The sequence below is a fragment of the Streptomyces sp. NPDC053493 genome, from assembly GCF_044544825.1.
Taxonomy (GTDB): Bacteria; Actinomycetota; Actinomycetes; order Streptomycetales; family Streptomycetaceae; genus Streptomyces.
Genome location: NZ_JBITXS010000018.1, coordinates 1 through 24,308 on the forward strand (window position 1 = coordinate 1; position 24,308 = coordinate 24,308).

The 24,308-nt window shown below is 71.9% G+C and carries 23 protein-coding genes; 18 read left to right on the top strand and 5 right to left on the bottom strand.

Features of this window, described 5'->3' with window-relative positions; genetic code table 11:
• Window positions 1–106 precede the first annotated feature (106 nt).
• From ACIGO8_RS31870 to ACIGO8_RS31905, 8 genes are all read left to right on the top strand, one after another.
• Window positions 107–754, top strand: coding sequence for an HAD family hydrolase (locus ACIGO8_RS31870; RefSeq protein ID WP_399737912.1), 648 nt, complete (start codon window positions 107–109; stop codon window positions 752–754).
• A 41-nt stretch (window positions 755–795) separates the two neighbouring features.
• The gene (locus tag ACIGO8_RS31875) at window positions 796–2,007 is read left to right on the top strand and encodes an MFS transporter (protein WP_399737915.1); all 1,212 of its coding nucleotides are present in this window, start codon (window positions 796–798) and stop codon (window positions 2,005–2,007) included.
• Entirely contained in the window at window positions 1,976–3,154 is a 1,179-nt protein-coding gene (locus ACIGO8_RS31880; protein WP_399737917.1) for an acetoin utilization protein AcuC, read from the top strand. The genes ACIGO8_RS31875 and ACIGO8_RS31880 overlap by 32 nt, the downstream gene beginning before the upstream one ends.
• 105 nt (window positions 3,155–3,259) lie before the next feature.
• Window positions 3,260–4,075, top strand: a complete 816-nt coding sequence (locus tag ACIGO8_RS31885) for a phosphatase (protein WP_399737918.1) — start codon at window positions 3,260–3,262, stop codon at window positions 4,073–4,075.
• 127 nt (window positions 4,076–4,202) lie between these two features.
• The gene (locus tag ACIGO8_RS31890; RefSeq protein ID WP_365348487.1) at window positions 4,203–4,412 is read left to right on the top strand and encodes a helix-turn-helix domain-containing protein; all 210 of its coding nucleotides are present in this window, start codon (window positions 4,203–4,205) and stop codon (window positions 4,410–4,412) included.
• A 196-nt stretch (window positions 4,413–4,608) separates the two neighbouring features.
• Entirely contained in the window at window positions 4,609–4,707 is a 99-nt protein-coding gene (locus tag ACIGO8_RS31895; protein WP_003948845.1) for a 30S ribosomal protein bS22, read from the top strand.
• 157 nt (window positions 4,708–4,864) lie between these two features.
• Window positions 4,865–5,917, top strand: a complete 1,053-nt coding sequence (locus tag ACIGO8_RS31900; RefSeq protein WP_399737921.1) for an NAD-dependent epimerase/dehydratase family protein — start codon at window positions 4,865–4,867, stop codon at window positions 5,915–5,917.
• A gap of 14 nt (window positions 5,918–5,931) precedes the next feature.
• Window positions 5,932–6,933, top strand: a complete 1,002-nt coding sequence (locus ACIGO8_RS31905; RefSeq protein ID WP_399737923.1) for a lysophospholipid acyltransferase family protein — start codon at window positions 5,932–5,934, stop codon at window positions 6,931–6,933.
• A gap of 109 nt (window positions 6,934–7,042) precedes the next feature.
• On the opposite strand, the gene ACIGO8_RS31910 is transcribed toward ACIGO8_RS31905, so the two are convergent.
• The 3 genes from ACIGO8_RS31910 to ACIGO8_RS31920 form a co-directional block, all read right to left on the bottom strand.
• The gene (locus ACIGO8_RS31910) at window positions 7,043–8,236 is read right to left on the bottom strand and encodes a DUF5667 domain-containing protein (protein WP_399737925.1); all 1,194 of its coding nucleotides are present in this window, start codon (window positions 8,234–8,236) and stop codon (window positions 7,043–7,045) included.
• Window positions 8,237–8,570: 334 nt separating this feature from the next.
• Window positions 8,571–9,359, bottom strand: a complete 789-nt coding sequence (locus ACIGO8_RS31915) for an ECF subfamily RNA polymerase sigma factor, BldN family (RefSeq protein WP_399737928.1) — start codon at window positions 9,357–9,359, stop codon at window positions 8,571–8,573.
• Window positions 9,360–9,826: 467 nt separating this feature from the next.
• A complete protein-coding gene (locus ACIGO8_RS31920; protein WP_399737930.1) occupies window positions 9,827–10,771 on the bottom strand; it encodes an HAD family hydrolase in 945 nt (314 codons plus the stop codon).
• Between the two features lie 109 nt (window positions 10,772–10,880).
• Between ACIGO8_RS31920 and ACIGO8_RS31925 the strand changes: the two genes are divergently transcribed.
• The 7 genes from ACIGO8_RS31925 to ACIGO8_RS31955 all read left to right on the top strand — a co-directional run bounded on the left by ACIGO8_RS31925 (window position 10,881) and on the right by ACIGO8_RS31955 (window position 17,964).
• The gene (locus ACIGO8_RS31925; protein ID WP_399738051.1) at window positions 10,881–11,156 is read left to right on the top strand and encodes a glutaredoxin family protein; all 276 of its coding nucleotides are present in this window, start codon (window positions 10,881–10,883) and stop codon (window positions 11,154–11,156) included.
• A 272-nt stretch (window positions 11,157–11,428) separates the two neighbouring features.
• On the top strand, window positions 11,429–12,271 hold the full coding sequence (locus ACIGO8_RS31930; RefSeq protein WP_399737932.1) for a redox-sensing transcriptional repressor Rex: 843 nt from the start codon (window positions 11,429–11,431) through the stop codon (window positions 12,269–12,271).
• Window positions 12,268–13,623, top strand: coding sequence for a glutamyl-tRNA reductase (locus tag ACIGO8_RS31935; protein ID WP_399737934.1), 1,356 nt, complete (start codon window positions 12,268–12,270; stop codon window positions 13,621–13,623). Before ACIGO8_RS31930 ends, ACIGO8_RS31935 begins: the two co-directional genes overlap by 4 nt.
• Entirely contained in the window at window positions 13,620–14,606 is a 987-nt protein-coding gene (gene hemC, locus ACIGO8_RS31940) for a hydroxymethylbilane synthase (protein ID WP_399737936.1), read from the top strand. The genes ACIGO8_RS31935 and hemC overlap by 4 nt, the downstream gene beginning before the upstream one ends.
• Window positions 14,603–16,273, top strand: a complete 1,671-nt coding sequence (locus tag ACIGO8_RS31945) for a uroporphyrinogen-III synthase (protein WP_399737938.1) — start codon at window positions 14,603–14,605, stop codon at window positions 16,271–16,273. Before hemC ends, ACIGO8_RS31945 begins: the two co-directional genes overlap by 4 nt.
• Before the next feature lie 227 nt (window positions 16,274–16,500).
• The gene (gene hemB, locus ACIGO8_RS31950) at window positions 16,501–17,502 is read left to right on the top strand and encodes a porphobilinogen synthase (RefSeq protein ID WP_399737940.1); all 1,002 of its coding nucleotides are present in this window, start codon (window positions 16,501–16,503) and stop codon (window positions 17,500–17,502) included.
• A gap of 189 nt (window positions 17,503–17,691) precedes the next feature.
• Window positions 17,692–17,964, top strand: coding sequence for a DUF1876 domain-containing protein (locus tag ACIGO8_RS31955; protein WP_399738054.1), 273 nt, complete (start codon window positions 17,692–17,694; stop codon window positions 17,962–17,964).
• 11 nt (window positions 17,965–17,975) lie between these two features.
• Here ACIGO8_RS31955 and ACIGO8_RS31960 read toward each other — a convergent pair whose 3' ends face one another.
• The gene (locus tag ACIGO8_RS31960) at window positions 17,976–18,716 is read right to left on the bottom strand and encodes a DUF4232 domain-containing protein (protein WP_399737942.1); all 741 of its coding nucleotides are present in this window, start codon (window positions 18,714–18,716) and stop codon (window positions 17,976–17,978) included.
• A 255-nt stretch (window positions 18,717–18,971) separates the two neighbouring features.
• Between ACIGO8_RS31960 and ACIGO8_RS31965 the strand changes: the two genes are divergently transcribed.
• The gene (locus ACIGO8_RS31965; RefSeq protein WP_399737944.1) at window positions 18,972–20,207 is read left to right on the top strand and encodes a helix-turn-helix domain-containing protein; all 1,236 of its coding nucleotides are present in this window, start codon (window positions 18,972–18,974) and stop codon (window positions 20,205–20,207) included.
• Window positions 20,208–20,257: 50 nt separating this feature from the next.
• Here the strand turns inward: ACIGO8_RS31965 and argS are convergent, their stop codons facing one another.
• On the bottom strand, window positions 20,258–22,027 hold the full coding sequence (argS, locus tag ACIGO8_RS31970) for an arginine--tRNA ligase (protein WP_399737946.1): 1,770 nt from the start codon (window positions 22,025–22,027) through the stop codon (window positions 20,258–20,260).
• Window positions 22,028–22,242: 215 nt separating this feature from the next.
• Here argS and lysS point away from each other — a divergent pair, with 215 nt between their 5' ends.
• Together lysS and ACIGO8_RS31980 are read left to right on the top strand one after the other, a co-directional pair.
• On the top strand, window positions 22,243–23,964 hold the full coding sequence (gene lysS, locus ACIGO8_RS31975; RefSeq protein WP_399737948.1) for a lysine--tRNA ligase: 1,722 nt from the start codon (window positions 22,243–22,245) through the stop codon (window positions 23,962–23,964).
• A 104-nt stretch (window positions 23,965–24,068) separates the two neighbouring features.
• Complete coding sequence (locus ACIGO8_RS31980; RefSeq protein ID WP_399737950.1) at window positions 24,069–24,290, top strand: hypothetical protein; 222 nt, start codon at window positions 24,069–24,071, stop codon at window positions 24,288–24,290.
• Window positions 24,291–24,308: the final 18 nt, after the last annotated feature.

A 24,308-nucleotide genomic window follows, 5' to 3' on the forward strand; every position in this document is an offset into this window, starting at 1 on the left:
GGTACTGCAGGGGGGACCCTGTGGGAGAGTAGGACGCCGCCGAACAATCATTGTGGGAAAGCCCCGCACCTCTGGTGCGGGGCTTTTCTGCGTTTAGGGTGACGTCATGCGCTATGACCTCGTCATCTTCGACAACGACGGTGTGCTCGTCGACAGCGAGTCGATTTCCAACACGATCCTGGCCGGCTACCTCACGGAGCTCGGGCACCCCACCACGTACGAGGAATCGATCCGCGACTACATGGGATCGGCCATGCACCGCGTGCACGAGCTGATCGAGGCCAGGACCGGCCGGCCGCTGCCCGACGACTTCGACGCGCGTTTCCACGAGCGCGTCTTCGCCGGTTTCCAGCGGGAGTTGGAGGCGGTCGAAGGCGTCGAGGACGTCCTCAAGAAGCTGCACGAGGCCGGAGTGCCGTACTGCGTCGCGTCGTCCGGGAGCCATGAGCGGATCCGGGTCGGGCACCGCAAGACCGGGCTCGACGTGTGGTTCCCGGAGGAGATCGTGTTCAGCGCGGAGGACGTCGGCCGCGGGAAGCCGGCGCCCGACCTCTTCCTGCATGCCGCCGCCCGCATGGGCGTGGCGCCCGAGCGGTGCGTGGTGGTCGAGGACAGCGTCCTCGGAGTCCAGGCGGCGATCGCGGCCGGCATGGACGTGTACGGCTTCACCGCCATGATGCCCAGGGAGCGGCTCGCGGGCGCGCGCGGCTACTTCGACCGGATGGACGCGCTGCCCGCCACATTGGGGATGTGATCCATCTACCGCTCGGTAGGTCCCGGCCCTACTGTGCCGCCATGACAGATGCGCGGTTGCGGCGTGGGCGGGGATCCCTGGCGGTCAGTTTCTTCGTGCAGGGCGTCACCTTCGCCCTGCTCGTGACCCGAATACCGGCGATCCAGGACCGGTACGGGATATCCGACGGGCTGCTGCCGGTCTTCCTGGCGGCCGTGCCCGTTCTCGCCGGCGTGTCCAGCGTGGTCACCGAGAAGCTGGTGGCCCGCGTGGGCCCGTCGGCGGTGCTGCGCTGGGCGCAGCCCGTGGTGCTGCTGGCGCTGCTGGGTGTCGGCGCCGGGTCGGAGCTGTGGGCGGCGGCCGTGGCGCTCGGCGTGTTCGGGCTCGCGGTCGGTGCGCTGGACGCGTCGATGAACATGCTGGGCGTGAGCCTCCAGCGGGCGTACGGCCGGAGCATCATGCTCGGTTTCCACGCCTCGTACAGCCTCGGCGGCATCGCCGGTGCCTCGCTCGCCTGGGCCGGGGCGCACTGGCATCTGCCGCTGTTCGTGTCGTACCTGCCGGTCGTCGCCGTGCTGCTGCCGGTCGCGTTCGCCGGGAGCCGCTGGTACGTGGACGGGCAGCCGCCACGGAGCCGGGCGGCGGACGCGGCCGAAGGAGCGCAGGAGGGCGGCGGGATCGCGTTCCGGTTGCTGCTGCCGCTGTGCCTGGTGATGACCTTCGCCTACATCGGCGACTCGACCGTCTCCAACTGGTCGGCGAAGTACCTCCAGGACGTGCTGCACAGCTCGGAGGAGCTGGCGACCGTGCCGTACAACGCGTACATGGTGACGACGCTGCTCGGCCGGTCGGTCGGGGACTTCGGCGTGCGGCGTTTCGGGGCGGTCCTGGTGGTGCGGTGCGGGGCGGTGCTCGCGGCGCTCGGGTTCGCGGTGGTGGCGGCGGCGCCGGGGGCCTGGGCGGGCATGGCCGGCTTCACGCTGCTTGGGTTCGGGCTGAGCGTGATCGTGCCGCAGACCTTCGCCGCGGCGGGCCGCCTCTTCCCCGGGGCGAGCGACGCGGCCGTGGCGCGGCTGAACGTCTTCAACTACGTGGGCTTCCTGATCGGCTCGCCGCTGGTCGGCGCGCTGGGTGACGCGTGGACGTATCGCGGGGCCATGCTGGTGCCGATGGTGCTGGTCCTGGTGACGGTGGTGTATGCCACGTCGTTCGGTTCTCGGCCGGCCCGATACGGTGGCGGGCATGAGCGGCCGCGCACTGTTGATGTGGGATGAAGCTGTCACGGGTTACGACTTCGGGTCCGAGCACCCGATGGATCCGGTGCGGCTCGCGCTGACCATGGGGCTGGTGCGGGCGTACGGGCTCGACCGGGCGGTGGACGTGGTGGCGGCGAAGCCGGCCGGGGACTCGACGCTCCGGCTCGTGCACCGCGAGGACTACGTGGCGGCGGTGCGGGCGGCGTCTGCGGATCCGCGGTCGGCGGACCAGGCGTACGGGCTCGGCACGGTCGACGATCCGGCGTTCGCGGGCATGCACGAGGTGTCGGCGCTGATCGCCGGGCAGTCGGTGGGCGCTGCGGAGGCGGTGTGGCGCGGGGACGCGGCGCACGCGGTGAACTTCGCGGGCGGGCTGCACCACGCGATGCCGGGCGCCGCGTCGGGCTTCTGCATCTACAACGACGCCTCTCTCGCGATCGCGCGGCTTCTGGAGCTGGGCGCGGAGCGGGTGGCGTACGTGGATGTGGACGTGCACCACGGCGACGGTGTGCAGGCGGCGTTCTGGGACGATCCGCGGGTCCTGACGATCTCGCTGCACGAGCATCCGCGGACGCTGTTCCCGCAGACGGGCTGGCCGGAGGAGACGGGCGCGGCCGGCGCGGGCGAGGGCGGGGCGGTCAATCTGGCGCTGCCGGCGGGGACCGGGGACGCGGGCTGGGTGCGGGCGTTCCACGCGGTGGTGCCGGAGCTGATCGCCGATTTCCGGCCGCAGGTGCTGGTGACGCAGCACGGCGCGGACACGCACTTCGAGGATCCGCTGGCGCATCTGGCGGTGTCGCTGGACGCGCAGCGGGCGGTGCAGGAGGCGTGTCACGAGCTGGCGCACGCCCATGTGGAGGGCGGCAGGTGGCTGGCGCTCGGCGGCGGTGGTTACGCGGTGGTGGACGTCGTACCGCGGTCGTGGACGCATCTGGTGGGCATCGCGGCGCACGCGCCGGTGGATCCGGAGTCGGTGATCCCGTCCTCGTGGCGGGACGAGGTGTACGCGCGGACGCGGCAGCTGGGGCCGGGCCGGATGACGGACGGGCGGTGGCCGGTGACCTGGCGGGACTGGGCGGAGGGCTACGACCCGGCCGACCGGCTCGACCAGGCGGTCCTGGCGACGCGGCGGGCGGTGTTCCCGCTGCGCGGGCTGCTGGCCTGAGCCCTGGCTTGAAGCGTTCGTACGGGCCGTGCGGCCGTTACGCCGACTGTGCGGTCCCCACCGGGTTTTGACTCCTCGTCGGGGGCCGTCGGGGAGCATCGGAGGGTGCTGAGTACCGGGGCGCTGCGGGCGCATCTGTTGGCGGCGGGGTTGGCCGGGACGGTGACGACCTCGCGCGAGGCGAGTCTGCGGAGCTACCGGCTGTTCGCCCTGCGCGACCCGCGGGTGACGCTGGGGCTCGACCCGGCCTGGGCCTGGGACGAGGGCGAACTGCTGCGTCTGATGGCGGACAAGTGCGGGGTCTCGGGTGATCCGGCGCACCGCTCGGGCCTCGACGTGATCGATCCGGAGCGGACGCTGAGCGGGCTCGCGGCGTTCGCGGAGCGGCTCGGGGCGGCGGCGGCGCGGCGGGCTCCGGTGCTCCTCGGGACGGGGCATCCGCACCGGCTGCTCGGTTTCTACGCCGCTCTCGCAGACGCTTTGTCGGCGGCGGGATGTCTTGTTCTCACCCCGGCGCAGGGGCGATGTGTCGACATAACGACCCGGTTCGGCGTACGCACGTACCTCCTGGACTACGTACGGGGTGTCGCGCTGGTGCGAGAACCGGACCTGCCGGCTGCGGGGCGCGAGCCCGGGGCGCACTCGCATTCGCCGCTGCCGGTCAGGGCGGCGCTCGAGAGCGCGGCGGAGGGCGGCTGGCCGCTTCCGGAGCTGGTGGTCGGGGACCACGGCTGGGTCTGCGGGGCAGGTCAGCTGGGTATCGAGGCGATCGGGCTCGCCGACACGGACGATCCTGCGCTGTTCGTCGGGGAGGCGGAGGGGCAGGTGTCGGTGGCCGTTCCGCTTGATGACGGCGTCCGGGCGGACTACTACCGTCCACTCACGCGCTATGTACTCAATCGAGCCCGTCTGTCACGGTAAACGGCCGATCGCAGCTCCTCTTCCCCACTCGTACCACCCGCCCCTACTCTGGGCGTGAGCGCTCAGCGACGAAGAGTCACCGGAGGGGAAGCCGGTGGGCGTCGCGTGCGGAAGGTACAGGTGGGTCATGGCTGCTGGCGACAGGCCTCTCAACGAGGTGAAGTTTCTGACCGTGGCGGAGGTCGCCTCGGTGATGCGCGTCTCGAAGATGACCGTGTACCGGCTGGTGCACAGCGGTCATCTGCCGGCGATCCGGGTGGGCAGGTCCTTCCGGGTGCCGGAACAGGCGGTTCACGAGTACCTGAAGGAGTCCTTCGTGGGGGTGGCGACCGCGTAGCGAGCGCGGAGCCGGGAGCCCGGGCCGCGTGCGGCCGGCCCTTCGCCCACCCTTCGCCGGAACCTTCGGTGGACCTCGGATTACAAGCGCGTCGCTCGGGGCGGTAGGCTAGCCCCTCGTAGGTCGTGTGGGCCCAGACGCCCCGCACCGATCCCCGCTGGCGCGGGGATGTTCCGAGAAGTGAGCGAGGGTAGTCGTGGGCTCTGTTATCAAGAAGCGGCGTAAGCGGATGGCGAAGAAGAAGCACCGCAAGCTGCTCAAGCGCACGCGCGTTCAGCGTCGCAACAAGAAGTAAGCGACGCCGGAACGACAGCGTTCCGCGTGAGGCGTGGCCCGTCACCGTTCTTTCGGTGGCGGGCCGCGCTTTTTGTTGCGCCGTCATGCGGAGGCGCTACGGTGGCGGGCAGCGGAACACCGATCGAAGACCGACGGACCGACGGAAGGCGCTTCTCTTGGGCAAGGTCGTGCTCGTCACCGGTGCGGCCCGGCATCTCGGTGCCCGTTTCGTGCGCCGCGTGCAGCGGGACCCGGACGTCGATCGGGTGATCGCCGTGGACGCGGTGGAGTCTCCGCATCCGCTCGGCGCGGCGGTGTTCGTCCGCGCGGACATCCGGCAGCCGGCGGTCGCCAAGATCCTGGCCCGGCACGACGTGGACACGGTCGTCCACATGGACGTCACCGGGACGGCGCTCGGCTCCGGCGGCCGCACGTCGGTCAAGGAGACCAACGTCATCGGCACCATGCAGCTGCTCGGCGCCTGCCAGAAGTCGCCGCGGATCAAGCGGCTCGTGGTGAAGTCCAGTACGAGCGTGTACGGCTCCGCGCCGCGCGACCCGGCCGTCTTCACCGAGACGACGCCCGCCAAGTCGCTGCCGAGCGGCGGCTTCGCGAAGGACGCGGTCGAGGTCGAGGGCTATGTACGGGGCTTCGCCCGGCGCCGGCCGGACGTGGCGGTGTGCGTGCTGCGCTTCGCGAACATCCTCGGGCCCCGCGTGGACTCCCCGCTCGCCGAGTACCTGGCGCTGCCGGTGCTGCCGACCGTCCTCGGCTACGACCCGCGGCTGCAGTTCGTCCACGAGGACGACGTGATGGACGTCCTGGAGCTCGCGGCGCGCGAGCCGCGCCGGGCCACCCTCAACAGCGGCACGTTCAACGTGGCCGGGGACGGGGTGCTGCTGCTGTCGCAGTGCGCGCGGCGGCTCGGGCGGCCGACGGTGCCGGTGCTGCTGCCGGCGGTCACCTGGGTGGGTCAGGCGCTGCGTACGGTCGGGGTGACGGACTTCGCGCCGGAGCAGATCCGGCTGCTGACCCACGGCCGGGTGGTGTCCACCGTGCAGATGCGCGAGACGCTCGGCTTCGAGCCCCGCTACACGACCGCGGAGGCCTTCGCGGACTTCGCGCGCAGCCAGGGCCCTGGGCTGCTGCCGCCGGAGCTGCTCGCGGGAGCCGTCGACCGGCTCGCCGGGCGGCTCGCTTCCTCATCGACCTCACAGCCGGCTGGATAGGAGCCCAGATCGCGATGGCGGACGCCAAGGTCATTCCGTTCGACGACGACCGGTCCCGGGCACGCCGCAGGCCCGCCGTGGACGGCCGTGAGGCCGCCGTACGGGCCCTGCCGGCCCAGCAGGCGCCCGAGGGGCCCGCCACGCCGCCCAGGCCCCCGGCCGAGGCGGCCGGCAACGGCAACTGGGAGCGGCGGCTGGCGGGCGGGCTGGCCTTCCTGCGGCGGCGGGTCACGGGCGACTACGAGGTCGACGAGTTCGGCTACGACGAGGAGCTCACCGACCAGGTCCTGATGTCGCTGCTCCGCCCGCTGTTCGAGAAGTACTTCCGGGTGGAGGTGAAGGGCGTCGACAACATCCCGAAGGAGGGCGGCGCCCTGGTGGTCGCCAACCACTCCGGGACGCTGCCGCTGGACGGCCTGATGATGCAGGTCGCGGTGCACGACCATCACCCGGCCGGTCGTCATCTGCGGCTGCTCGCCGCCGATCTGGTCTTCATGCTGCCGGTGGTCAACGAGCTGGCGCGCAAGGCGGGTCACACGCTGGCCTGCGCGGAGGACGCGGAGCGGCTGCTGCGGGCCGGTGAGATCGTCGGCGTGATGCCGGAGGGCTTCAAGGGCATCGGGAAGCCGTTCGCCGAGCGCTACAAGCTCCAGCGGTTCGGGCGCGGCGGTTTCGTGTCGACGGCGCTGCGGGCGGGAGTGCCGATCGTGCCGTGCTCGATCGTGGGCGCGGAGGAGATCTATCCGATGCTGGGCAACGCCAAGACGCTGGCCCGGGTCCTCGGTCTGCCGTACTTCCCGCTGACGCCGACCTTCCCGTGGCTGGGGCCGCTGGGCGCGCTGCCGCTGCCGACGAAGTGGACCATCCAGTTCGGCGAGCCGATCCCGACGGACGGCTATCCGCTGGAGGCGGCGGAGGACCCGATGCTGATGTTCAACCTGACCGATCAGGTCCGCGAGCAGATCCAGCACACGCTGTACAAGCTGCTGGTGCAGCGCCGGTCGGTGTTCTTCTGACGGCACGGGGCTTTCCGGCTGAACAGCGCTTTACGGCCGTACGGGACTTTCCGGCCGTACGGGAAGGGGGCGCCGCCCAGGCGGGTGGCGCCCCCTTCCCGTGACCGGGTCAGCTCGCGTCGCTGCTGTCGATGCCGAGGCCCGGCAGCAGGCCCGGGAGGATCGGCGGGATCGTGACGTCCGGGACCGGCGGGGCCGACTCGTCGCCGGACGGGCCGGTGCTCGGGCCCGTGTGGGGCGGGTTGAGCAGGTCGGCCGTGCCGCCGAGGAGGCCGTCGTCCTTCGGTGTGCCCGAGCCCGAGCCGGAGGGCCTGGGCTGGGTGGGATCGCCGCCCTGGGAAGGAGCGGCGGGCGGGGTGTGGGAGTGCTTCGGGTCGGCCGACGGGGTGTTTCGCGGCGTGCTCGGGCCGCCGGAACCGAGGGGGCCGCGCTCGGGGGTGCGCGGAAGCACGGACTGCAGCGGCTCGACCTCTTCGTCTATGGCGTCGAAGACGTCGTTCACCGCGTTGCCCACGTCGGACAGCTGGACCGGAAGCCGGCCGCGCAGTCCGTCCCAGGTGGCCCGGTGGGCCTGGGCGAACGAGTTCAGCCGGGCCATGGGGCCGATCTCGCCGTCCCGCTCGTAGGCCTGGCGGAGCAGCCGGTGGCCTTCGGCGGCGTCGTGCTTCATGCCGTCGAGGACGCGTCGGATCTCGCCGAGCGACTCGTGGTCGAGGTCGCCGGCCCGGCCGCGCTCCATCAGTCTGCGGGCCTCGCTCAGCCGGGTGGAGGCCTGGTCGAGATAGATCCCGCCCCGGTCGGCGTCGTCGTCCGCCATCCCGAGCTTGATGTCCTCCATGCCGCGCTTCAGCCCGTAGAGCGAGTCACCGGGCAGGGCGTCGGAGCTGGCAGCGGCCACGCCGCTGAACGCTCCGGCGGCCACACCGACGGTCAGACCGCCGGCGGCGAGGCCCTTGGTCCAGCGGGAGCGCGGCCGCAACTTCCTCAGCGGGGAGGCCCGGTGGGCCCCCTTGCCGCCGGAGGCCCGTTGCTCCGGCACGGTAGGGCCCGCTCCGGCGCTCCCCTCCGCGAGCATCGCTTCCATGGCGGCGACGAGCTGTGCCCGCTGCACCACCTTGACCTCGGGGTCCATCTGCGGCTTCGGCAGTTCGCCGAGACCGTTCGCCAGGGCCAACAGCCGTGTCTGATCGGCTGGTTCGGCCGACGCCTCGGGCTGCTCGGCCGCCGCGCCCTCGGACGTCCGATCCTCCAGGGCCTGGGCGAAGGCGTTCGCCCGCCGGTGCGCCGAAACGTTCGCGATCACTGGCGGCACCTCCTCTCGTCATGACGGTCGACTCCCCGGGGGGTTCGGAAGGTTGCACACCTTGAACGCATCCACACGAAAGAGTGAGTGGAAGTGGACATGGCGTGACCACAGGGAGCCTGCATTTCGCACAACGAGCGGCGCGGCACTTGGGTTACGCGCGAAAGATGATCGGACCAGTGCGTCATCGAGGCGTCACCGACTGTGAGTTGGACTGATGTGGTGGGGACGTGGGGGGAGAGGGGGAACGGGGAGCGCGGGAGGCGAGCGGATCGCGGGGACGGCGTGGACGGCGGGACGGTCGGCGGCGGCGCGTGTGGGGGGCGCGGAGCGCTCAGCGGGCGTCGTCCGGGAGGAGCCGGGCCAAGGTGCGGACGGCCCGGTACTGGAGGGTCTTGATCGCACCCTCGTTCTTGCCCATGACCCGGGCGGTCTCGGCGACCGACAGGCCCTGCAGGAAGCGCAGGGTCACGCACTCCTGCTGCTGGGGGTTGAGGCGGCGGACGGCGTCGAGGAGGGCGGCGTTGGAGAGCGACTCGAGGACGGAGTCCTCGGGGCTGCGCTCGACCTCGTTGGCGTCGAGCATCTCGCCGGTGGTGACCTCGAGGCGGAAGCGGCTGGACTTGAAGTGGTCGGCGACCAGGTTGCGCGCGATCGTCACGAGCCAGGCGCCGAAGTCGCGGCCCTGCCAGGTGAAGGTGGAGATGCGGCGCAGGGCGCGCAGGAAGGTCTCGCTGGTGAGGTCCTCCGCGGTCGCCTTCCCGCCCACCCGGTAGTAGATGTAGCGGTAGACCGTGTCGCTGTACTGGTCGTAGAGGCGGCCGAAGGCCTCGGCCTCCCCGGCCTGGGCGCGTTCGACCAGGTCCATCATGCGGGCGCTGTCGCTGTCGGCGGTGGGCCGGCGGGCGGCGGCGGTCGAGGTCCCGGCGCCGCCCCGAGTGCCGCGTCTGCCGACGGCGGCACCGCTCTCGGCAAGGGCGTAGCAGGGACCGGCGGGTGCCGGTCCGGCGAAGGCGGGTGCGAGGCCGGCGTACGCGGTGGGGACGAAGCCGCGCAAGTGGTCGAGGACCGTTGCGCGCAGCGTAGCCAGGCCCGAGGCGTCAACCCCGACGTGTGGGTACACGGGACTCCCAGAGGCAGAGCTTCCATCACGTGCAGTGCGGGACCGTTCACTCATGGTGGCGAAGTGTGGGTCCGTTGTGCGTCTGAGGAGAATAACGCTTCGTACAGGCAGCGCTACACCCAGTTGCTCAAATCATCGATTCCGTCGCATCTGTTACCGCTTGCGGGCGGAACAAGTCGCACTTCGTGACCGATTGCTGATCGGTTTACTTCCGAGTGTGATCAGCGGCAGGCTGGGTTGTGCTCAAGTGCGGGGCGGGGGAGTGATCGGGGCCGCTGTCGGGTAGGGAGTGCGGAATGCCCGTGAGTCGTGGTCCGCGAGGTGTTCGACCACGTAAGGGTGAGGGCCGCCGGTCCCGGGTTGTCGCAGACGGTCGCGGCCGAAACGTATCGCCATGATCCGCGCACGGCGTGCGGCCTGCGGCTGCGGCGTGCGCCGACGCCCCGGCGCCGCCCGGCCGGGAGAGGTCAGCGGCGGCGGCGGTGCAGGGCGAGCGCGGCGGCGGTGCCGCCGGCCAGCGCGCCGACGCCCGCGGCGGCCGGGATGCCGACCTTGGCCGCCTTGCGGCCGGTCCGGTAGTCGCGCAGCCGCCACTCGCGTTCCCTGGCGTGCTTGCGCAGCTTGGCGTCCGGGTTCACCGCGTAGGGATGCCCGACCAGCGAGAGCATCGGGATGTCGTTGTGCGAGTCGCTGTAGGCGGCGCAGCGCGCGAGGTCGAGGCCCTCGGCGGCGGCCAGCGCGCGCACCGCCTCGGCCTTGGCCGGCCCGTGCAGCAGCTCGCCGACCAGCTTGCCGGTGTAGACGCCGTCGACGGACTCGGCGACCGTGCCGAGCGCGCCCGTCAGGCCCAGGCGCCGGGCGATGATCGTGGCGGTCTCGACCGGGGCCGCGGTCACCAGCCACACCTTCTGCCCGGCGTCCAGGTGCGCCTGGGCGAGCGCGCGGGTGCCGGGCCAGATCCGGTCGGCCATGTACTCGTCGTAGATCTCCTCGCCGATCGACATCAGCTCGGAGACGCGGTGGCCCTTGACGATGGACAGGGCGCTGTCGCGGGCGTCCTGCATGTGCTCGGGGTCCTCGACGCCGGCGAGCCGGAACCAGATCTGGGCCCAGGCGAAGCGGGCCAGTTCGCGGCGCTGGAAGAACTTCCGCTTGTACAGGCCGCGGCCGAAGTGGAAGATCGCGGCGCCCTGCATCACGGTGTTGTCGAGGTCGAAGAAGGCGGCGGCCTCGGTGTCGCCGTGGACGGGGAAGTCCGGTTCCGCGGGCTCCGCCTCGACGGCGGCCTCCTCCCGCTCCCGTTCGAGCTGTCGCGAGGTCTTGCGCGCCGCCTCGGCGGCGGCCTCGCCTGCCAGGACGCTGCGCGCGGTGGCGGAGCGCCTACGGGTGGTGAGCCATCCCAGAGCGGCCATGTGGTGAGCATAGCCAGTCTGTTCGGTCCTTCCCGACGGCGTGAGGATGCCGTGGTGTGAACAGCGGGCGACGCACTCGTGGCCGGCCCTGCCGCGCGGGCCGCGCAGAATGGACGGCATGTTCGGACGTACGAGGAAGAAGAGCGGCCCGCGCACGGTCACGCTGATCGGCAGGCCGGGGTGTCATCTGTGCGACGACGCCAGGGCGGTGATCGAGTCCGTGTGCGCCGAGACCGGGGCGGTGTGGGAGGAGAAGGACATCACCCGGGACGAGGAGCTGTACCGCGCCTACTGGGAGCAGATCCCGGTCGTCCTGGTCGACGGAGAGCAGCACACCTTCTGGCGGGTGGACGCCGGGCGGCTGCGGCGCGAACTGGGTGCGTGACCGAAAGACGGCTACCATCGTCGACGTTTTGTTGGGTTTCGGGGGCGAAGCGACGAGGAGTGTGTGCGGCTTTGCCCCCTTCGGGTTTTCAACGCGTCGACGCGCTCCGCGGTTCCGTTCCGGTGCGAACCAGCCGCGTGACCCCGGTCACTTTGGCCAGACAAAACGGACACCATCTTTGTGCACGCGTTCACAAAGACATAGCCTGCATTCGACGGGGCGGTCCTGGGACACACGGCCGCCTGCAGCCCCGCTCATCCCGCAGGAGCACCGTGGCAACTGGCCGAACTCACCGACCGGCGACCCGTAGCCGAGGAATTCCCGAGGCCACCGTCGCCCGACTTCCGCTGTATCTGCGTGCCCTCACGGCACTCTCGGAGCGGTCCGTTCCCACGGTCTCCTCCGAAGAGCTCGCGGCCGCCGCGGGAGTCAACTCCGCGAAGCTGCGCAAGGACTTCAGCTACCTCGGCTCCTACGGCACGCGCGGCGTCGGCTACGACGTCGAGTACCTCGTCTACCAGATCTCCCGCGAACTCGGCCTGACCCAGGACTGGCCGGTCGTGATCGTCGGTATCGGTAACCTCGGCGCCGCACTCGCCGGCTACGGCGGCTTCGCCTCCCGAGGCTTCCGCGTCGCCGCGCTGATCGACGCCGACCCCGCCGTGACCGGCAAGCCGGTCGCCGGGATCCCCGTCCAGCACAGCGACGACCTCGAGAAGATCATCAACGAGGACGGCGTCTCCATCGGCGTCATCGCCACCCCGGCCGGCGTCGCCCAGCAGGTCTGCGACCGCCTCGTGGCCGCCGGCGTCACCTCGATCCTGAACTTCGCCCCGACCGTGCTCTCCGTGCCCGACGGCGTGGACGTGCGCAAGGTCGACCTCTCCATCGAGCTGCAGATCCTCGCCTTCCACGAGCAGCGCAAGGCCGGCGAGGAGCCGGGCGCCGAGACCGCCGCCGACACCGGCGCGGCCACCGCCGCCCTCGCCGCCGACCGGGCCGCCGGCGCCGAGCCGGGCGCCGACAGCGCCGTCGTACCCTCCGCCTCCCGAGGCGTCGAGGACGGCGGCCGCAAGGGACCTGACGGGGACATGCCCGCCGTGATGCCCGCATGAGCCTCCTCGTCGTCGGCCTCAGCCACCGCAGCGCCCCCGTCAGCGTCCTGGAGCGGGCCTCCCTCTCCGCCGACGCCCGCACCAAGCTGCTCCACGACACCCTCGCCGCCGAACCGGCCGCCGAGGGCGCCGTCCTGGCCACCTGCAACCGCATCGAGCTCTACGCCGACGTGGACAAGTTCCACGCCGGCGTTGCCGAGCTGTCCACGCTGCTCGCCCAGCACAGCGGCGTCGGCCTGGAGGAGCTCACCCCTTATCTCTACGTGCACTACGAGGACCGCGCCGTCCACCACCTCTTCTCGGTGGCCTGCGGCCTGGACTCCATGGTCGTCGGCGAGGGCCAGATCCTCGGCCAGATCAAGGACGCCCTCGCGCTCGGCCAGGACCTGCACACCGCGGGACGCCTCCTGAACGACCTGTTCCAGCAGGCCCTGCGGGTCGGCAAGCGCGCCCACAGCGAGACCGGCATCGACCGGGCCGGACAGTCGCTCGTCACCTTCGGCCTCGAGCAGCTGGCCGACGGCACGCCCGTCGACGACTGGGCCCGCGGCAAGCGCGCCCTCGTCATCGGCGCCGGCTCCATGTCCTCGCTCGCCGCCGCCACCCTCGCACGGGCCGGCGTCACCGAGATCGTCATCGCCAACCGCACCGCCGCCCGCGCCGAACGGCTCGCGGAGATCCTCACCGAGCCCGGCAGCACCGGCGTGACCGCACGCGCGGTCGAAATGGTTGCCGTCGGCGACGAACTGACACGTGCCGACGTCGTCGTCTCCTGCACCGGCGCCACCGGACTCGTCCTCACCGGCGAAGCCGTCGACACCGCCCTGCAGGGCCGCGACACGCCCCTCCACCTCCTCGACCTCGCCATGCCCCGCGACATCGACGCCGCCGCCCACCGCATGCCGGGCGTCCGCCTCGTCGACATCGAATCGCTCGCCGAGGCCTCCGCCGACGCGCCCATGGCCGCCGACGTCGACCAGGTCCGCACCATCGTCGCCGACGAGGTCGCCGCCTTCGGCGCCGCCCAGCGCGCCGCCCACATCACCCCGACCGTCGTCGCCCTGCGCGCCATGGCCGCCGACGTGGTGGCCGGCGAGGTCGCCCGCCTGGAAGGCCGGCTGCCCGGCCTCGACGACAAGCAGCGCGCCGAGATCACCCAGACCGTGCGCCGCGTGGTCGACAAGCTCCTGCACGCGCCCACCGTGCGCGTCAAGCAGCTCGCCAGCGAGCCCGGCGGCGCCGGGTACGCCGACGCACTGCGGACACTCTTCGACCTCGACCCGGAGACGGTTGCCTCTGTCAGCCGGGCCGACCTGAACGACGGCGACGTCAAGAACCGAGGGCGAGTATGACCGAGAGGGCACTGAGGCTCGGGACCAGGCGCAGCAAGCTCGCCATGGCCCAGTCCGGCCATGTGGCCGAGGCCGTCCGGCAGTTGACCGGCCGGCCCGTCGAACTCGTGGAGATCACGACGTACGGGGACACCTCCCGCGAGCACCTCGCGCAGATCGGCGGCACCGGCGTGTTCGTCGCCGCGCTGCGCGACGCCCTGCTCGCCGGCGAGGTCGACTTCGCCGTGCACTCCCTCAAGGACCTGCCGACCGCCCAGCACCCCGACCTGGTGCTGGCGGCGATCCCGCGACGCGAGGACCCGCGCGACGTCCTCGTCGCCCGGGCGGGCCTCACGCTGGAGACGCTGCCGGCCGGCGCCCGCGTCGGCACCGGCTCGCCGCGCCGCATGGCCCAGCTCAACGCGTACGCGCGCAGCCACGGCCTGACCATCGAGACCGTTCCGATCCGGGGCAACATCGACACCCGCGTCGGCTACGTACGCGACGGAGAACTGGACGCGGTGGTCCTCGCCGCGGCCGGACTCAACCGCATCGGCGGAACCGAGGAGCTCACCGGCTCCCTGTCGGTCGACCACCTGTCGGTCGACACGGTCCTGCCCGCCCCCGGCCAGGGGGCCCTGGCCGTCGAGTGCCCGGCGTCGAACGCCGCACTCGTCGCCGCGCTCGCCGGACTCGACGACCCGCACACCCGGGCCGCCGTGACCGCCGAGCGATCCCTGCTCGCCGCCCTGGAGGCCGGCTGCTCCGCACCCGTGGGTGCGCTGGCCGACCTGCTGGCCGACGGCCCCGGTCACGGGCAGGTTGTCACCGAAATGCGCCTGCGCGGAATCGTCGGCACCACCGACGGCGCCACGCTGGTGCAGCTGTCCACCACCGGTCCCGTACCCACCTCCTACGACGAGGCGGTGGCCCTCGGACGCGAACTCGCGGACGAGATGCTCGCCAAGGGTGCGGCCGGTCTTATGGGGGAGCGAGCACTTTGAGCCCCACCAGCCCGACCACCAGCCCCGCGTCCGCCGCCTTCCCCGGCCACGGTCACGTCACCTTCCTCGGCGCCGGACCGGGCGACCCCGGACTGCTGACGCTCCGGGCCGTCGAGGCCCTGGCCGGAGCGGACGTCCTGATCGCCGAGCCGGAGGTGCTCGAAGTCGTTCGCGGCCATGCGCGCGCGGGCGTGAGCACGCCTGAGCTGACGGTTGTCGACGAGGCGTCAACAACCGCCGGTGTCCCCGTGTTGAGGGATGCGACCAATCTTGTCATGGAGGCCGCGAGGGGCGGCAAGCGGGTCGTCCGTGCGGTGACCGGCGACCCCGGCCTCGACGGCAACGCCGGCAGCGAGATGCTCGCCTGCGCCGCCGAGGGCATCCCCTTCGAGGTCGTCCCCGGCGTCGCCACCGCCGTCGGCGTGCCCGCGTACGCCGGCGTACCGCTGCGCGACGCCCAGGGCACGGACGTCCGCTTCGTCGACGCCCGGACCGCCGACGACCGCTGCTGGGCCGAGGTCGGCGCCTCCGACGGGACCGTCGTCGTCTCCACGTCCCTCGACTCGGTCGCCGCCGCGGCCGGTGAACTGGTGGCGGCTGGCCGTAAGCCGGACACCCCGCTCACCGTGACCGTCGCCGGCACCACCACCCGCCAGCGCACCTGGACCGCGACGCTCGGCACCATCGCCCAGGTCTTCAAGCAGGGCAAGGTGCTCCCCTCGCCCGAAGGCCACCGGCCGGCGATAGCCGTGGTCGGCGAGCGCAGCGCCCCGGCGCAGCGCGACCAGCTCGCGTGGTTCGAGTCCAAGCCGCTCTTCGGCTGGCGGGTGCTCGTACCGCGCACCAAGGAGCAGGCCGCGTCGCTCTCCGACCAGCTGCGTTCCTACGGCGCGGTGCCGCACGAGGTGCCGACCATCGCCGTCGAGCCGCCGCGCACCCCGCAGCAGATGGAGCGGGCGGTCAAGGGCCTGGTGACGGGCCGCTACGAATGGATCGCCTTCACCTCCGTCAACGCCGTCAAGGCCGTACGGGAGAAGTTCGAGGAGTACGGGCTCGACGCCCGCGCCTTCGCCGGGATCAAGGTCGCGGCGGTGGGCGAGCAGACGGCCGCCGCGCTCGTCGACTTCGGCGTGAAGCCGGACCTGGTGCCGAGCGGCGAGCAGTCCGCCGCCGGCCTCCTCGAGGACTGGCCGCCCTACGACCCGGTCTTCGACCCGATCGACCGCGTCTTCCTGCCGCGGGCCGACATCGCGACCGAGACGCTGGTCGCGGGCCTCATCGAGCTCGGCTGGGAGGTCGACGACGTCACCGCCTACCGGACCGTGCGCGCCTCGCCGCCGCCGGCGGACACCCGCGAGGCCATCAAGGGCGGCGGCTTCGACGCGGTCCTGTTCACCTCGTCGAGCACCGTGCGCAACCTGGTCGGCATCGCCGGCAAGCCGCACAACGTGACCGTCATCGCCTGCATCGGCCCCGCGACCGCGAAGACCGCGGAGGAGCACGGCCTGCGCGTCGACGTCCTGTCGCCGGAGCCCTCGGTCCACAAGCTGGCCGAGGCCCTCGCGGAGTTCGGCCTGCGGCGCCGGGCCGCGGCGCTGGAGGCGGGCGACCCGGTCACGCGGCCGAGCGAACGCAGACCGGGCGCGCGGCGCCGCCGGACGACGTGAGCTGACCTGTGACGCGCGGGGCGCGGGTTCCTCGGGGAACCCGCGCCCCGCGCGTGTATGGGCGTGTGTGCGGGCGGGCGGTGGGAGGCCCGGGTACGGGCGGGCGGCGGGCCCATGGGCGGGTCCGTGGGCGGGTCGGCCGGTGTTCGTCTGCCTCCGTGCCGGGGGCCGGGACGGCGACAAGGTGTCTGTAAGTGGAGGGCGCGGGCGGGCGTAGCCTCGGGGACATGAACTCGTACGGAAGCTTTCCGGGGGCGCGGCCGCGGCGGCTGCGGACGACGCCCGCCATGCGGCGGATGGTGGCCGAGACGCGGCTGCACCCCTCCGACCTGATCCTTCCCGCGTTCGTGCGGGAGGGCGTGACCGAGCCCGTGCCGATCGCCACGATGCCCGGCGTCGTCCAGCACTCGCGGGACACCCTGCGCAAGGCCGCCGTGGAGGCGGTGGAGGCCGGCGTCTCCGGGATCATGCTGTTCGGCGTGCCCGAGGACGCCAAGAAGGACGCGGCCGGCACGGCGGGCACCGACCCGGACGGCATCCTCCAGGTCGCGATCCGCGACGTCCGGGCCGAGGTCGGCGACGACCTCGTGATCATGTCGGACCTGTGCCTCGACGAGTACACCGATCACGGCCACTGCGGCGTCCTGGACGCCGACGGCCGGATCGACAACGACGCCACCCTCGAGCGCTACGCCGAGATGGCCCAGGTCCAGGCCGACGCCGGCGTCCACGTGGTCGGACCCTCCGGAATGATGGACGGCCAGGTCGGCGTCATCCGCGACGCCCTGGACACCATCGGCAAGGAGGACGTCTCCATCCTCGCCTACACCGTGAAGTACTCCTCCGCCTTCTACGGCCCCTTCCGCGAGGCCGTCGCCTCCTCCCTGACCGGCGACCGCAAGACCTACCAGCAGGACCCGGCCAACGTGCGCGAGTCCCTGCGGGAGCTGGCGCTCGACCTCGAAGAGGGCGCCGACATGGTGATGGTGAAGCCGGCGGGCCCGTACCTGGACGTCCTCGCCAAGGTCGCCGAGGCGGTGCACGTGCCCGTCGCCGCGTACCAGATCAGCGGCGAGTTCGCGATGGTCGAGGCCGCGGCGGAGAAGGGCTGGATCGACCGGGACAAGGCGATCTTCGAGACCCTGACCGGCATCCGGCGCGCCGGCGCGCACATGATCCTGACCTACTGGGCGACGGAGGTCGCGCAGAAGCTCGCACGCGGGCTCTGAGCACGCCGGGGCTCTGGTCGGCGCCGGGCCCGCGAGCGCGCCGGCCTTTGAGCCTGCCGGGCCTGTGAGCCGGCTTTTGAGCCTGCCGGGCCTTCGAGCGCGCCCCGCCTTTGAGCGCGCGGACCGGGCGCCCGCGGATGCACCCTGGAGAGGTACCCGACAGGTACCTCCGTGGAGGTGGTCCTCATGATGAACACGCTGGTCGGCTGGCACGTCGAGATGGAGTTCAAGGAGGAGGGCGACCGGACACGGGCGGCGGCGATGGTGCGGCTCAGCGACGGTACGGAATGCCGCGCCCACGGCAACGCCATGCGCCACCCCTCCGACCCGGAGCAGCTGCGGGTCGGCGAGGAGATCGCCGGCGCCCGCGCGCTCATGGACCTCGCCTCGCAGCTGCTCCAGAAGGCCCACACCGAGATCGACGAGGCCTCGGGGCGGACGTCCCACCCGATCCGCCGCTGAGTCGGGGCAGGTCAGTAGGTGAGGGCGTCCTGCAGGTCCCGCTGCCAGTACGACACGGCGGCGCCGTCGTCGGCGAACGTTCCGCTCGGCGCCGTCACCGTCGTACCGCTCTCGCCGGTGAGATAGACCTTGATCGTCCGCACCGTCCGCGTGCCGGCGCCCGGCTCACCGGTGAGGATCAGGGACGCGTAGCCCGACTCCCCGGGCAGCAGCGTGACGACGGCCTGCGGCTTGCTGTCCTCGACGACCCTGACGGTGGCCTGGGCGTCGTCGAAGCCGACGAACGGGGCGCCCAGCGCGTCGCACGGGCGGCTGCCGACATTGGTGACGGTGAGCAGCAGGTGGTTGACCGGGCGGCTCACCTTGCTCGCCACGACCTTGCTGTTGGCCGCCGTGCAGGGAGTGCTCCCGGCCGACGCCGGGGCGGGACGGGCCGCGCCCGGCTTCGCGGCGCCGGGGTTGGCGGCGCCGGGGTTCGCGGCGCCCGGCCTGGCCGTGGGCCGGGCCGTCCCCTTGCCCCCGGGCGCGGCCGTCGGTGCGGCGCCCGGAGCGGTGCTCCCGGCCGCGCTCGGGGCCGTGCTCGGCCCGCCGGGCGGAGCCGTGGTGGGAGCGACGGGCTGAACGGACGCCGTGGCCGACTCCTCGGGCGCGACGGCGGACGCGGGGCCGTCGTGCGACTGGCAGGCGGTCAGGGCGAGGGCCGCCGAGACGACGGCGGCGGGCAGGGCGAGGCGGCGGACGACGGTACGCATGGCGGATTCCCCCGTGGTGCGGTCAGTGGTGGTCGAGCAGAACGATCACGGCCACGGTGCAGACGACGAGCACCACGAAGGCCAGGGCGTCGGTGACGCGGCTGTTCGGCATGACTCAAAGCCTGCGGGTCGGCGTGATCCACCGGCAATCGGCACGGGACAATGAGGGACGGTGGAACGCATTCACGCCGCTGACCTGCGACAACGCGGCGCCCTGGAATGCGTTTCCGGAACACGGGACGGGGAGAGGCGGGGATGGGCTTGACCACGGGGGACGGTTTCCCGGCACGCATGCGCGCCCTGAAGGAACGGTCCGGGCTCAGTTACGGAGCCCTCGCGAACCGGCTCCACGTCAGCACCTCCACCCTCCACCGCTACTGCAACGGTGACGCCGTACCGACCGAGTTCGCACCCGTGGAGCGCCTCGGGCGGCTGTGCGGCGCCTCCCGCGAGGAACTCGTCGAACTGCACCGCGCCTGGATCGTCGCCGACGAGGCGCGCCGACGGGGCCCCGCGAGCCGGGCACCCGAGCCGGCGCCGGCGCCGGACGCGCCCGCGGGCCACCGATCCCACGAGCCCGGACCCGCTGATGAGGCCGATCCCGCTGCCGAGGCCGGTCCCGAGGCCGGTCCCGCTGCCGGGCGCGAGCCCGCGCCGGGACCTACGCCCGCGCCCCAGGACCCGCCCCTGCTCCTCGCCGGCCCGCCGGCGGCGAAAACACCCGCCGCGCCCTCCCGCAAACCACTGCGCGGCGCACTCGCCGCCGCCGCCGTCGTGGCCCTCGCCGTGCCCACCGCCTACGTCGTGGGCTGCATCGGCGACGGCCCGGCCGACAGCCGCGACGACGGCCGGGGCCCGGCCACCGAGACCGCCTCGCCCGCACCCTTCAACGCCGGCATCAGCTCCTACAACTGGGCCGAACCCTGCGGCCAGTACTACCTCCTGGACCAGGACCCCAGCCACGTCCCGCCGCCGCCCCCGCCACAGGACACCCGCGGCTGGGCCCGGGCGCTCGACGGCATCGACGGCGGCCACATGCAGCTCCAGATCACCGTCACCGGCCGCACCCGCGAACCCGTCGTCCTCACCGCCCTCCACGTCCGGATGGTGGAGCGCAACAAGCCCCTGAACCGGGCCGCGTACTCCATGGGCGACGGCTGCGGCAGCGGAATCACCCCGCAGACCTTCGACATCGACCTCGACGCGCCCCGGCCCTACGTGAAGCCGGTCGCCGGACAGGACGGAGACCGCGTGGTGCCCGCGAAGAACTTCCCGTACAAGGTCGCCACCGGCGATCCGCAGGTCTTCAACCTCGACGTGCACACCGAGGAACACGTCGCCTCCTGGTACCTGGAGCTCGACTGGAGCAGCGGCACGCAGAAGGGCCGGGTCCGCGTGGACGACGGCGGCCAGCCCTTCCGTACCAGCGCGATCGAAGGCCGGCCGACGTACGGCTACTGGCCCGACAAGGGCACCTGGGTCACACAGTGACGGCCACACCCGTGGGCATGGCCGTCACCGTCACCGTCCGCGGCTGAGCGTCAGAGACGCTCGGGCGTCCGGATCCCCAGCAGGGCCATGCCCTGGTGCAGGGTCCGGGCGGTCAGGTCGCAGAGGAAGAGCCGGTTCTCGACCTGCTCCGGAGTGTCGGCCTTGAGGACCGGGCACTCCGAGTAGAACGTCGTGTAGAGCGACGCCAGCTGATACAGATACGCGGCCAGCTTGTGCGGCGCGTACTCCGCGGCGGTCTCCTGAAGGAGCTCGCCGAACGAGTCCAGGTGCAGGCCGAGCGCCCGCTCCGACACCGCGAGCGTCAGCTCCGGATGAGCCGCCGGCTTCGCGTCGCCCGCCTTGCGCAGGATCGACTGGATACGCGCGTACGCGTACTGCAGATACACCGAGGTGTCGCCGTTCAGCGAGACCATCTGGTCCAGGTCGAACTTGTAGTCCCGCGCCGCCGACGTCGACAGGTCCGCGTACTTCACCGCGCCGATGCCCACCTGGGTGCCGCGCTCGGCGATCTCCTCCTCGGAGAGGTCCTGCGCCTTCTCGCGGACCACCGCGGAGGCCCGCTCGATCGCCTCGTCCAGCAGGTCCACCAGCCGCACCGTCTCGCCCTCACGGGTCTTGAACGGCTTGCCGTCCTTGCCCAGGACCGTGCCGAAGGCCAGCTGGACGGCCTTCACCTCGTCGTTCAGCCAGCCCGCCCGGCGGGCCGTCTCGAAGACCATCTTGAAGTGCAGCGACTGGCGCGCGTCCACCACGTACAGCAGGGTCGACGCCTTCAGGTTCCGCACCCGGTCGCGGATCGCCGACAGGTCCGTCGCCGCGTAGCCGAAGCCGCCGTCCGACTTCTGCACGATCAGCGGCGTCGGGTTGCCGTCCGGGCCCTTCACGTCGTCGAAGAACACGCACAGCGCGCCCTCGGAACGCACCGCCACGCCCGACTCCTCGAGCAGCCGGCAGGTCTCCTGCAGCATGTCGTTGTAGCCGGACTCGCCGACGATGTCGGGGTCACGGATGTCCATGTCGAGCTTCTCGAAGACCGAGTAGAAGTAGATCTTCGACTCGTCGACGAACCGCTGCCACAGGGCCAGCGTCTCCTCGTCGCCCGCCTGCAGCTCGACCACCCGCGCCCGCGCCCGCGTCTTGAACTCCTCGTCGGAGTCGAACAGCGCACGCGAGGCCTTGTAGAGCCGGTTCAGGTTGGACATGGCCTCCTCGCCGGAGACCTCCGCGTCCGCGCCCTCGCTCTTGTGGTCCAGCTCGTGCGGGTGCTCGATCAGATACTGGATGAGCATGCCGAACTGGGTGCCCCAGTCGCCGATGTGATGGCGCCGGACCACCTTCTCGCCCGTGAACTCCAGGATCTCGACCATCGCCGCGCCGATGACCGCCGACCGCAGGTGACCGACGTGCATCTCCTTCGCCACGTTCGGCTGGGCGTAGTCGATCACGGTCGTGCCGGCCGCCGGGTTGAACGGCACACCGAGCCGGTCGTCGGCGGCGCGCGCCGCCAGCGTGTCGATGATCGCCGCGTCCGACACGGTGATGTTCAGGAAGCCGGGGCCGGAGACCTCGATCTCCTTCAGGACGTCGTTCGCCGGAATCGACTCCACGACCTTCGTCGCCAGCTCACGCGGATTGCCCTTGAGCCGCTTGGCGAGCGCCAGGATGCCGTTGGCCTGGAAGTCGGCCCGGTCGCTTCGTCGCAGCAGCGGATCGGCGGAACCGGCCTCCGGCAGGGCTGCCGAGAGGCCTTCCGCGAGGCGCTGCTGCACGGTCGAAGCGAGGGAAGGGACCGAGGCCATGAGCTTCCGTTCCTGTTGTGTCGAGTCCGGGTGTCCCGGTGGTCTATTTCGCTTGTCAAGTGTCCCATGGGCGGGCAACGTGTTTTCGCCGCCTGTGGACGAAGCCCGACCTGTGGACAACCTCGGACCGCGTCGTTCCGTCTGGGAGAATGACTCACGTAGACCTGTCAGGCCTTCGAGGCTTCGAGGAAACAAGGAAGAAGGACGAACCGACCGTGGCTCAGAGCAGCACCGAGACCGACTGGGTCTCCCGTTTCGCGGACGAGGTCATCGCCGAGTCGGAGCGACGTGCGCCTGGCAAACCGGTCGTCGTCGCCTCCGGCCTCTCCCCGTCCGGCCCCATCCACCTCGGCAACCTGCGCGAGGTCATGACCCCGCACCTCGTCGCCGACGAGATCCGCCGCCGCGGCCACGAGGTCCGCCACCTGATCTCCTGGGACGACTACGACCGCTACCGCAAGGTGCCCAACGGCGTCGCGGGCATCGACGAGTCCTGGGCCGAGCACATCGGCAAGCCGCTGACCTCCGTCCCCGCGCCCGCCGGCTCGCCCCACCCCAACTGGGCCGAGCACTTCAAGGCCGCCATGGTCGAAGCCCTCGCCGAGCTCGGCGTCGAGTACGACCCGATCAGCCAGACCGAGCAGTACACCTCCGGCGTCTACCGCGAGCAGATCCTGCACGCCATGCGCCACCGCGGCGACATCGACGCCATCCTCGACCAGTACCGCACCAAGAAGGCGCCCAAGAAGCAGTCCCAGAAGCCCGTCGACGAGGCCGAGCTCGAGGCCGCCGAGGGCTCCGGCGCCGCCGGCGAGGACGACGGCTCCGGATCCGGCGCCGGCTACTTCCCGTACAAGCCGTACTGCGGCCGCTGCGAGAAGGACCTCACCACCGTCACCTCCTACGACGACGACACCACCGAACTCGCCTACACCTGCACCGCCTGCGGCTTCGCCGAGACCGTCAAGCTGAGCGAGTTCAACCGCGGCAAGCTGGTCTGGAAGGTCGACTGGCCCATGCGCTGGGCCTACGAAGGCGTGATCTTCGAGCCCTCCGGCGTCGACCACTCCTCGCCCGGCTCCTCCTTCCAGGTCGGCGGCCAGATCGTCGGCATCTTCGACGGCGTCCAGCCCATCGGCCCCATGTACGCCTTCGTCGGCATCAGCGGCATGGCCAAGATGTCCTCCTCCCGCGGCGGCGTCCCCACCCCGGCCGACGCCCTGCAGATCATGGAGCCCCAGATCCTGCGCTGGCTCTACGCCCGCCGCCGCCCCAACCAGTCCTTCAAGATCGCCTTCGACCAGGAGATCCAGCGGCTCTACGACGAGTGGGACAAGCTCGAGGCCAAGGTCGCCGACGGCACCGTCCTGCCCGCCGACGCCGCCGCCCACACCCGCGCCGTCCGCACCGCCGCCGGCGAGCTGCCCCGCACGCCCCGCCCGCTGCCCTACCGGACGCTCGCCTCCGTCGTGGACATCACCGCCGGCCACGACGAGCAGACCCTGCGCATCCTCGCCGACCTCGACCCGGACAACCCGGTCACCGACCTCGACGAGGTCCGGCCCCGCCTCGACCGCGCCGAGAACTGGATCACCACCCAGGTCCCGGCCGACCAGCGCACCATCGTCCGCGACGAGCCCGACACCGAACTCCTCGCCTCCCTCGACGACGAAGGCCGCGAATCCCTGCGCCTGCTCCTCGAGGGCCTCGACACCCACTGGTCCCTCGACGGCCTGACCACCCTCGTCTACGGCGTCCCCAAGGTCATGGCCGGCCTCACGCCCGACGCCAAGCCCACCCCCGAGCTGAAGCTGGCCCAGCGCTCCTTCTTCGCCCTGCTCTACAAGCTCCTCGTCAGCCGCGAGACCGGCCCCCGCCTGCCCACCCTGCTCCTCGCGGTCGGCGCCGGCCGGGTGCGCAAGCTGCTCGGCGCCTGACCGGCACCCACGACGGAAACCGCCCTCCTCTGCATCGTTCGGAGGAGGGCGGTTTCCGTCGTGGGCACGACGAAACGACGCGCCCCGCGGGAGACCGTGGAGACATGAAGAACCACGCCCTCACCCACGAAGCGGTCACCGTCATCGGCTGGATCGCCCTCGTCCAAGGCGGCCTCGGCGCCGGCGGACGCCTCTTCGGAGACGGCCCCTGGGGCCTCCTGCAGAAATGGTGGGACATCCCCACCGCCGGCTACCTCGCCCTCTTCGCCGTAGGCATCGCGCTCGCCGCCTGGGGCGAGACCGCCAAGAAGAAGGCGAAGGCCTGACCACCTGCCCGCGCCGCA

Excerpts from the sequence above, each read along its gene's own strand:
- ACIGO8_RS31890 (WP_365348487.1), top strand. The coding sequence starts at position 4,203 with ATGGCTGCTGGCGACAGGCCTCTCAACGAGGTGAAGTTTCTGACCGTG.
- ACIGO8_RS31955 (WP_399738054.1), top strand. The coding sequence starts at position 17,692 with ATGAACACGCTGGTCGGCTGGCACGTCGAGATGGAGTTCAAGGAGGAG.
- ACIGO8_RS31875 (WP_399737915.1), top strand. The coding sequence starts at position 796 with ATGACAGATGCGCGGTTGCGGCGTGGGCGGGGATCCCTGGCGGTCAGT.
- ACIGO8_RS31880 (WP_399737917.1), top strand. The coding sequence starts at position 1,976 with ATGAGCGGCCGCGCACTGTTGATGTGGGATGAAGCTGTCACGGGTTAC.
- ACIGO8_RS31965 (WP_399737944.1), top strand. The coding sequence starts at position 18,972 with ATGGGCTTGACCACGGGGGACGGTTTCCCGGCACGCATGCGCGCCCTG.
- hemC (WP_399737936.1), top strand. The coding sequence starts at position 13,620 with ATGACCGAGAGGGCACTGAGGCTCGGGACCAGGCGCAGCAAGCTCGCC.
- ACIGO8_RS31870 (WP_399737912.1), top strand. The coding sequence starts at position 107 with ATGCGCTATGACCTCGTCATCTTCGACAACGACGGTGTGCTCGTCGAC.
- ACIGO8_RS31905 (WP_399737923.1), top strand. The coding sequence starts at position 5,932 with ATGGCGGACGCCAAGGTCATTCCGTTCGACGACGACCGGTCCCGGGCA.
- ACIGO8_RS31935 (WP_399737934.1), top strand. The coding sequence starts at position 12,268 with ATGAGCCTCCTCGTCGTCGGCCTCAGCCACCGCAGCGCCCCCGTCAGC.
- ACIGO8_RS31980 (WP_399737950.1), top strand. The coding sequence starts at position 24,069 with ATGAAGAACCACGCCCTCACCCACGAAGCGGTCACCGTCATCGGCTGG.
- ACIGO8_RS31920 (WP_399737930.1), bottom strand. The coding sequence starts at position 10,771 with ATGGCCGCTCTGGGATGGCTCACCACCCGTAGGCGCTCCGCCACCGCG.
- ACIGO8_RS31925 (WP_399738051.1), top strand. The coding sequence starts at position 10,881 with ATGGACGGCATGTTCGGACGTACGAGGAAGAAGAGCGGCCCGCGCACG.
- argS (WP_399737946.1), bottom strand. The coding sequence starts at position 22,027 with ATGGCCTCGGTCCCTTCCCTCGCTTCGACCGTGCAGCAGCGCCTCGCG.
- ACIGO8_RS31960 (WP_399737942.1), bottom strand. The coding sequence starts at position 18,716 with ATGCGTACCGTCGTCCGCCGCCTCGCCCTGCCCGCCGCCGTCGTCTCG.
- hemB (WP_399737940.1), top strand. The coding sequence starts at position 16,501 with ATGAACTCGTACGGAAGCTTTCCGGGGGCGCGGCCGCGGCGGCTGCGG.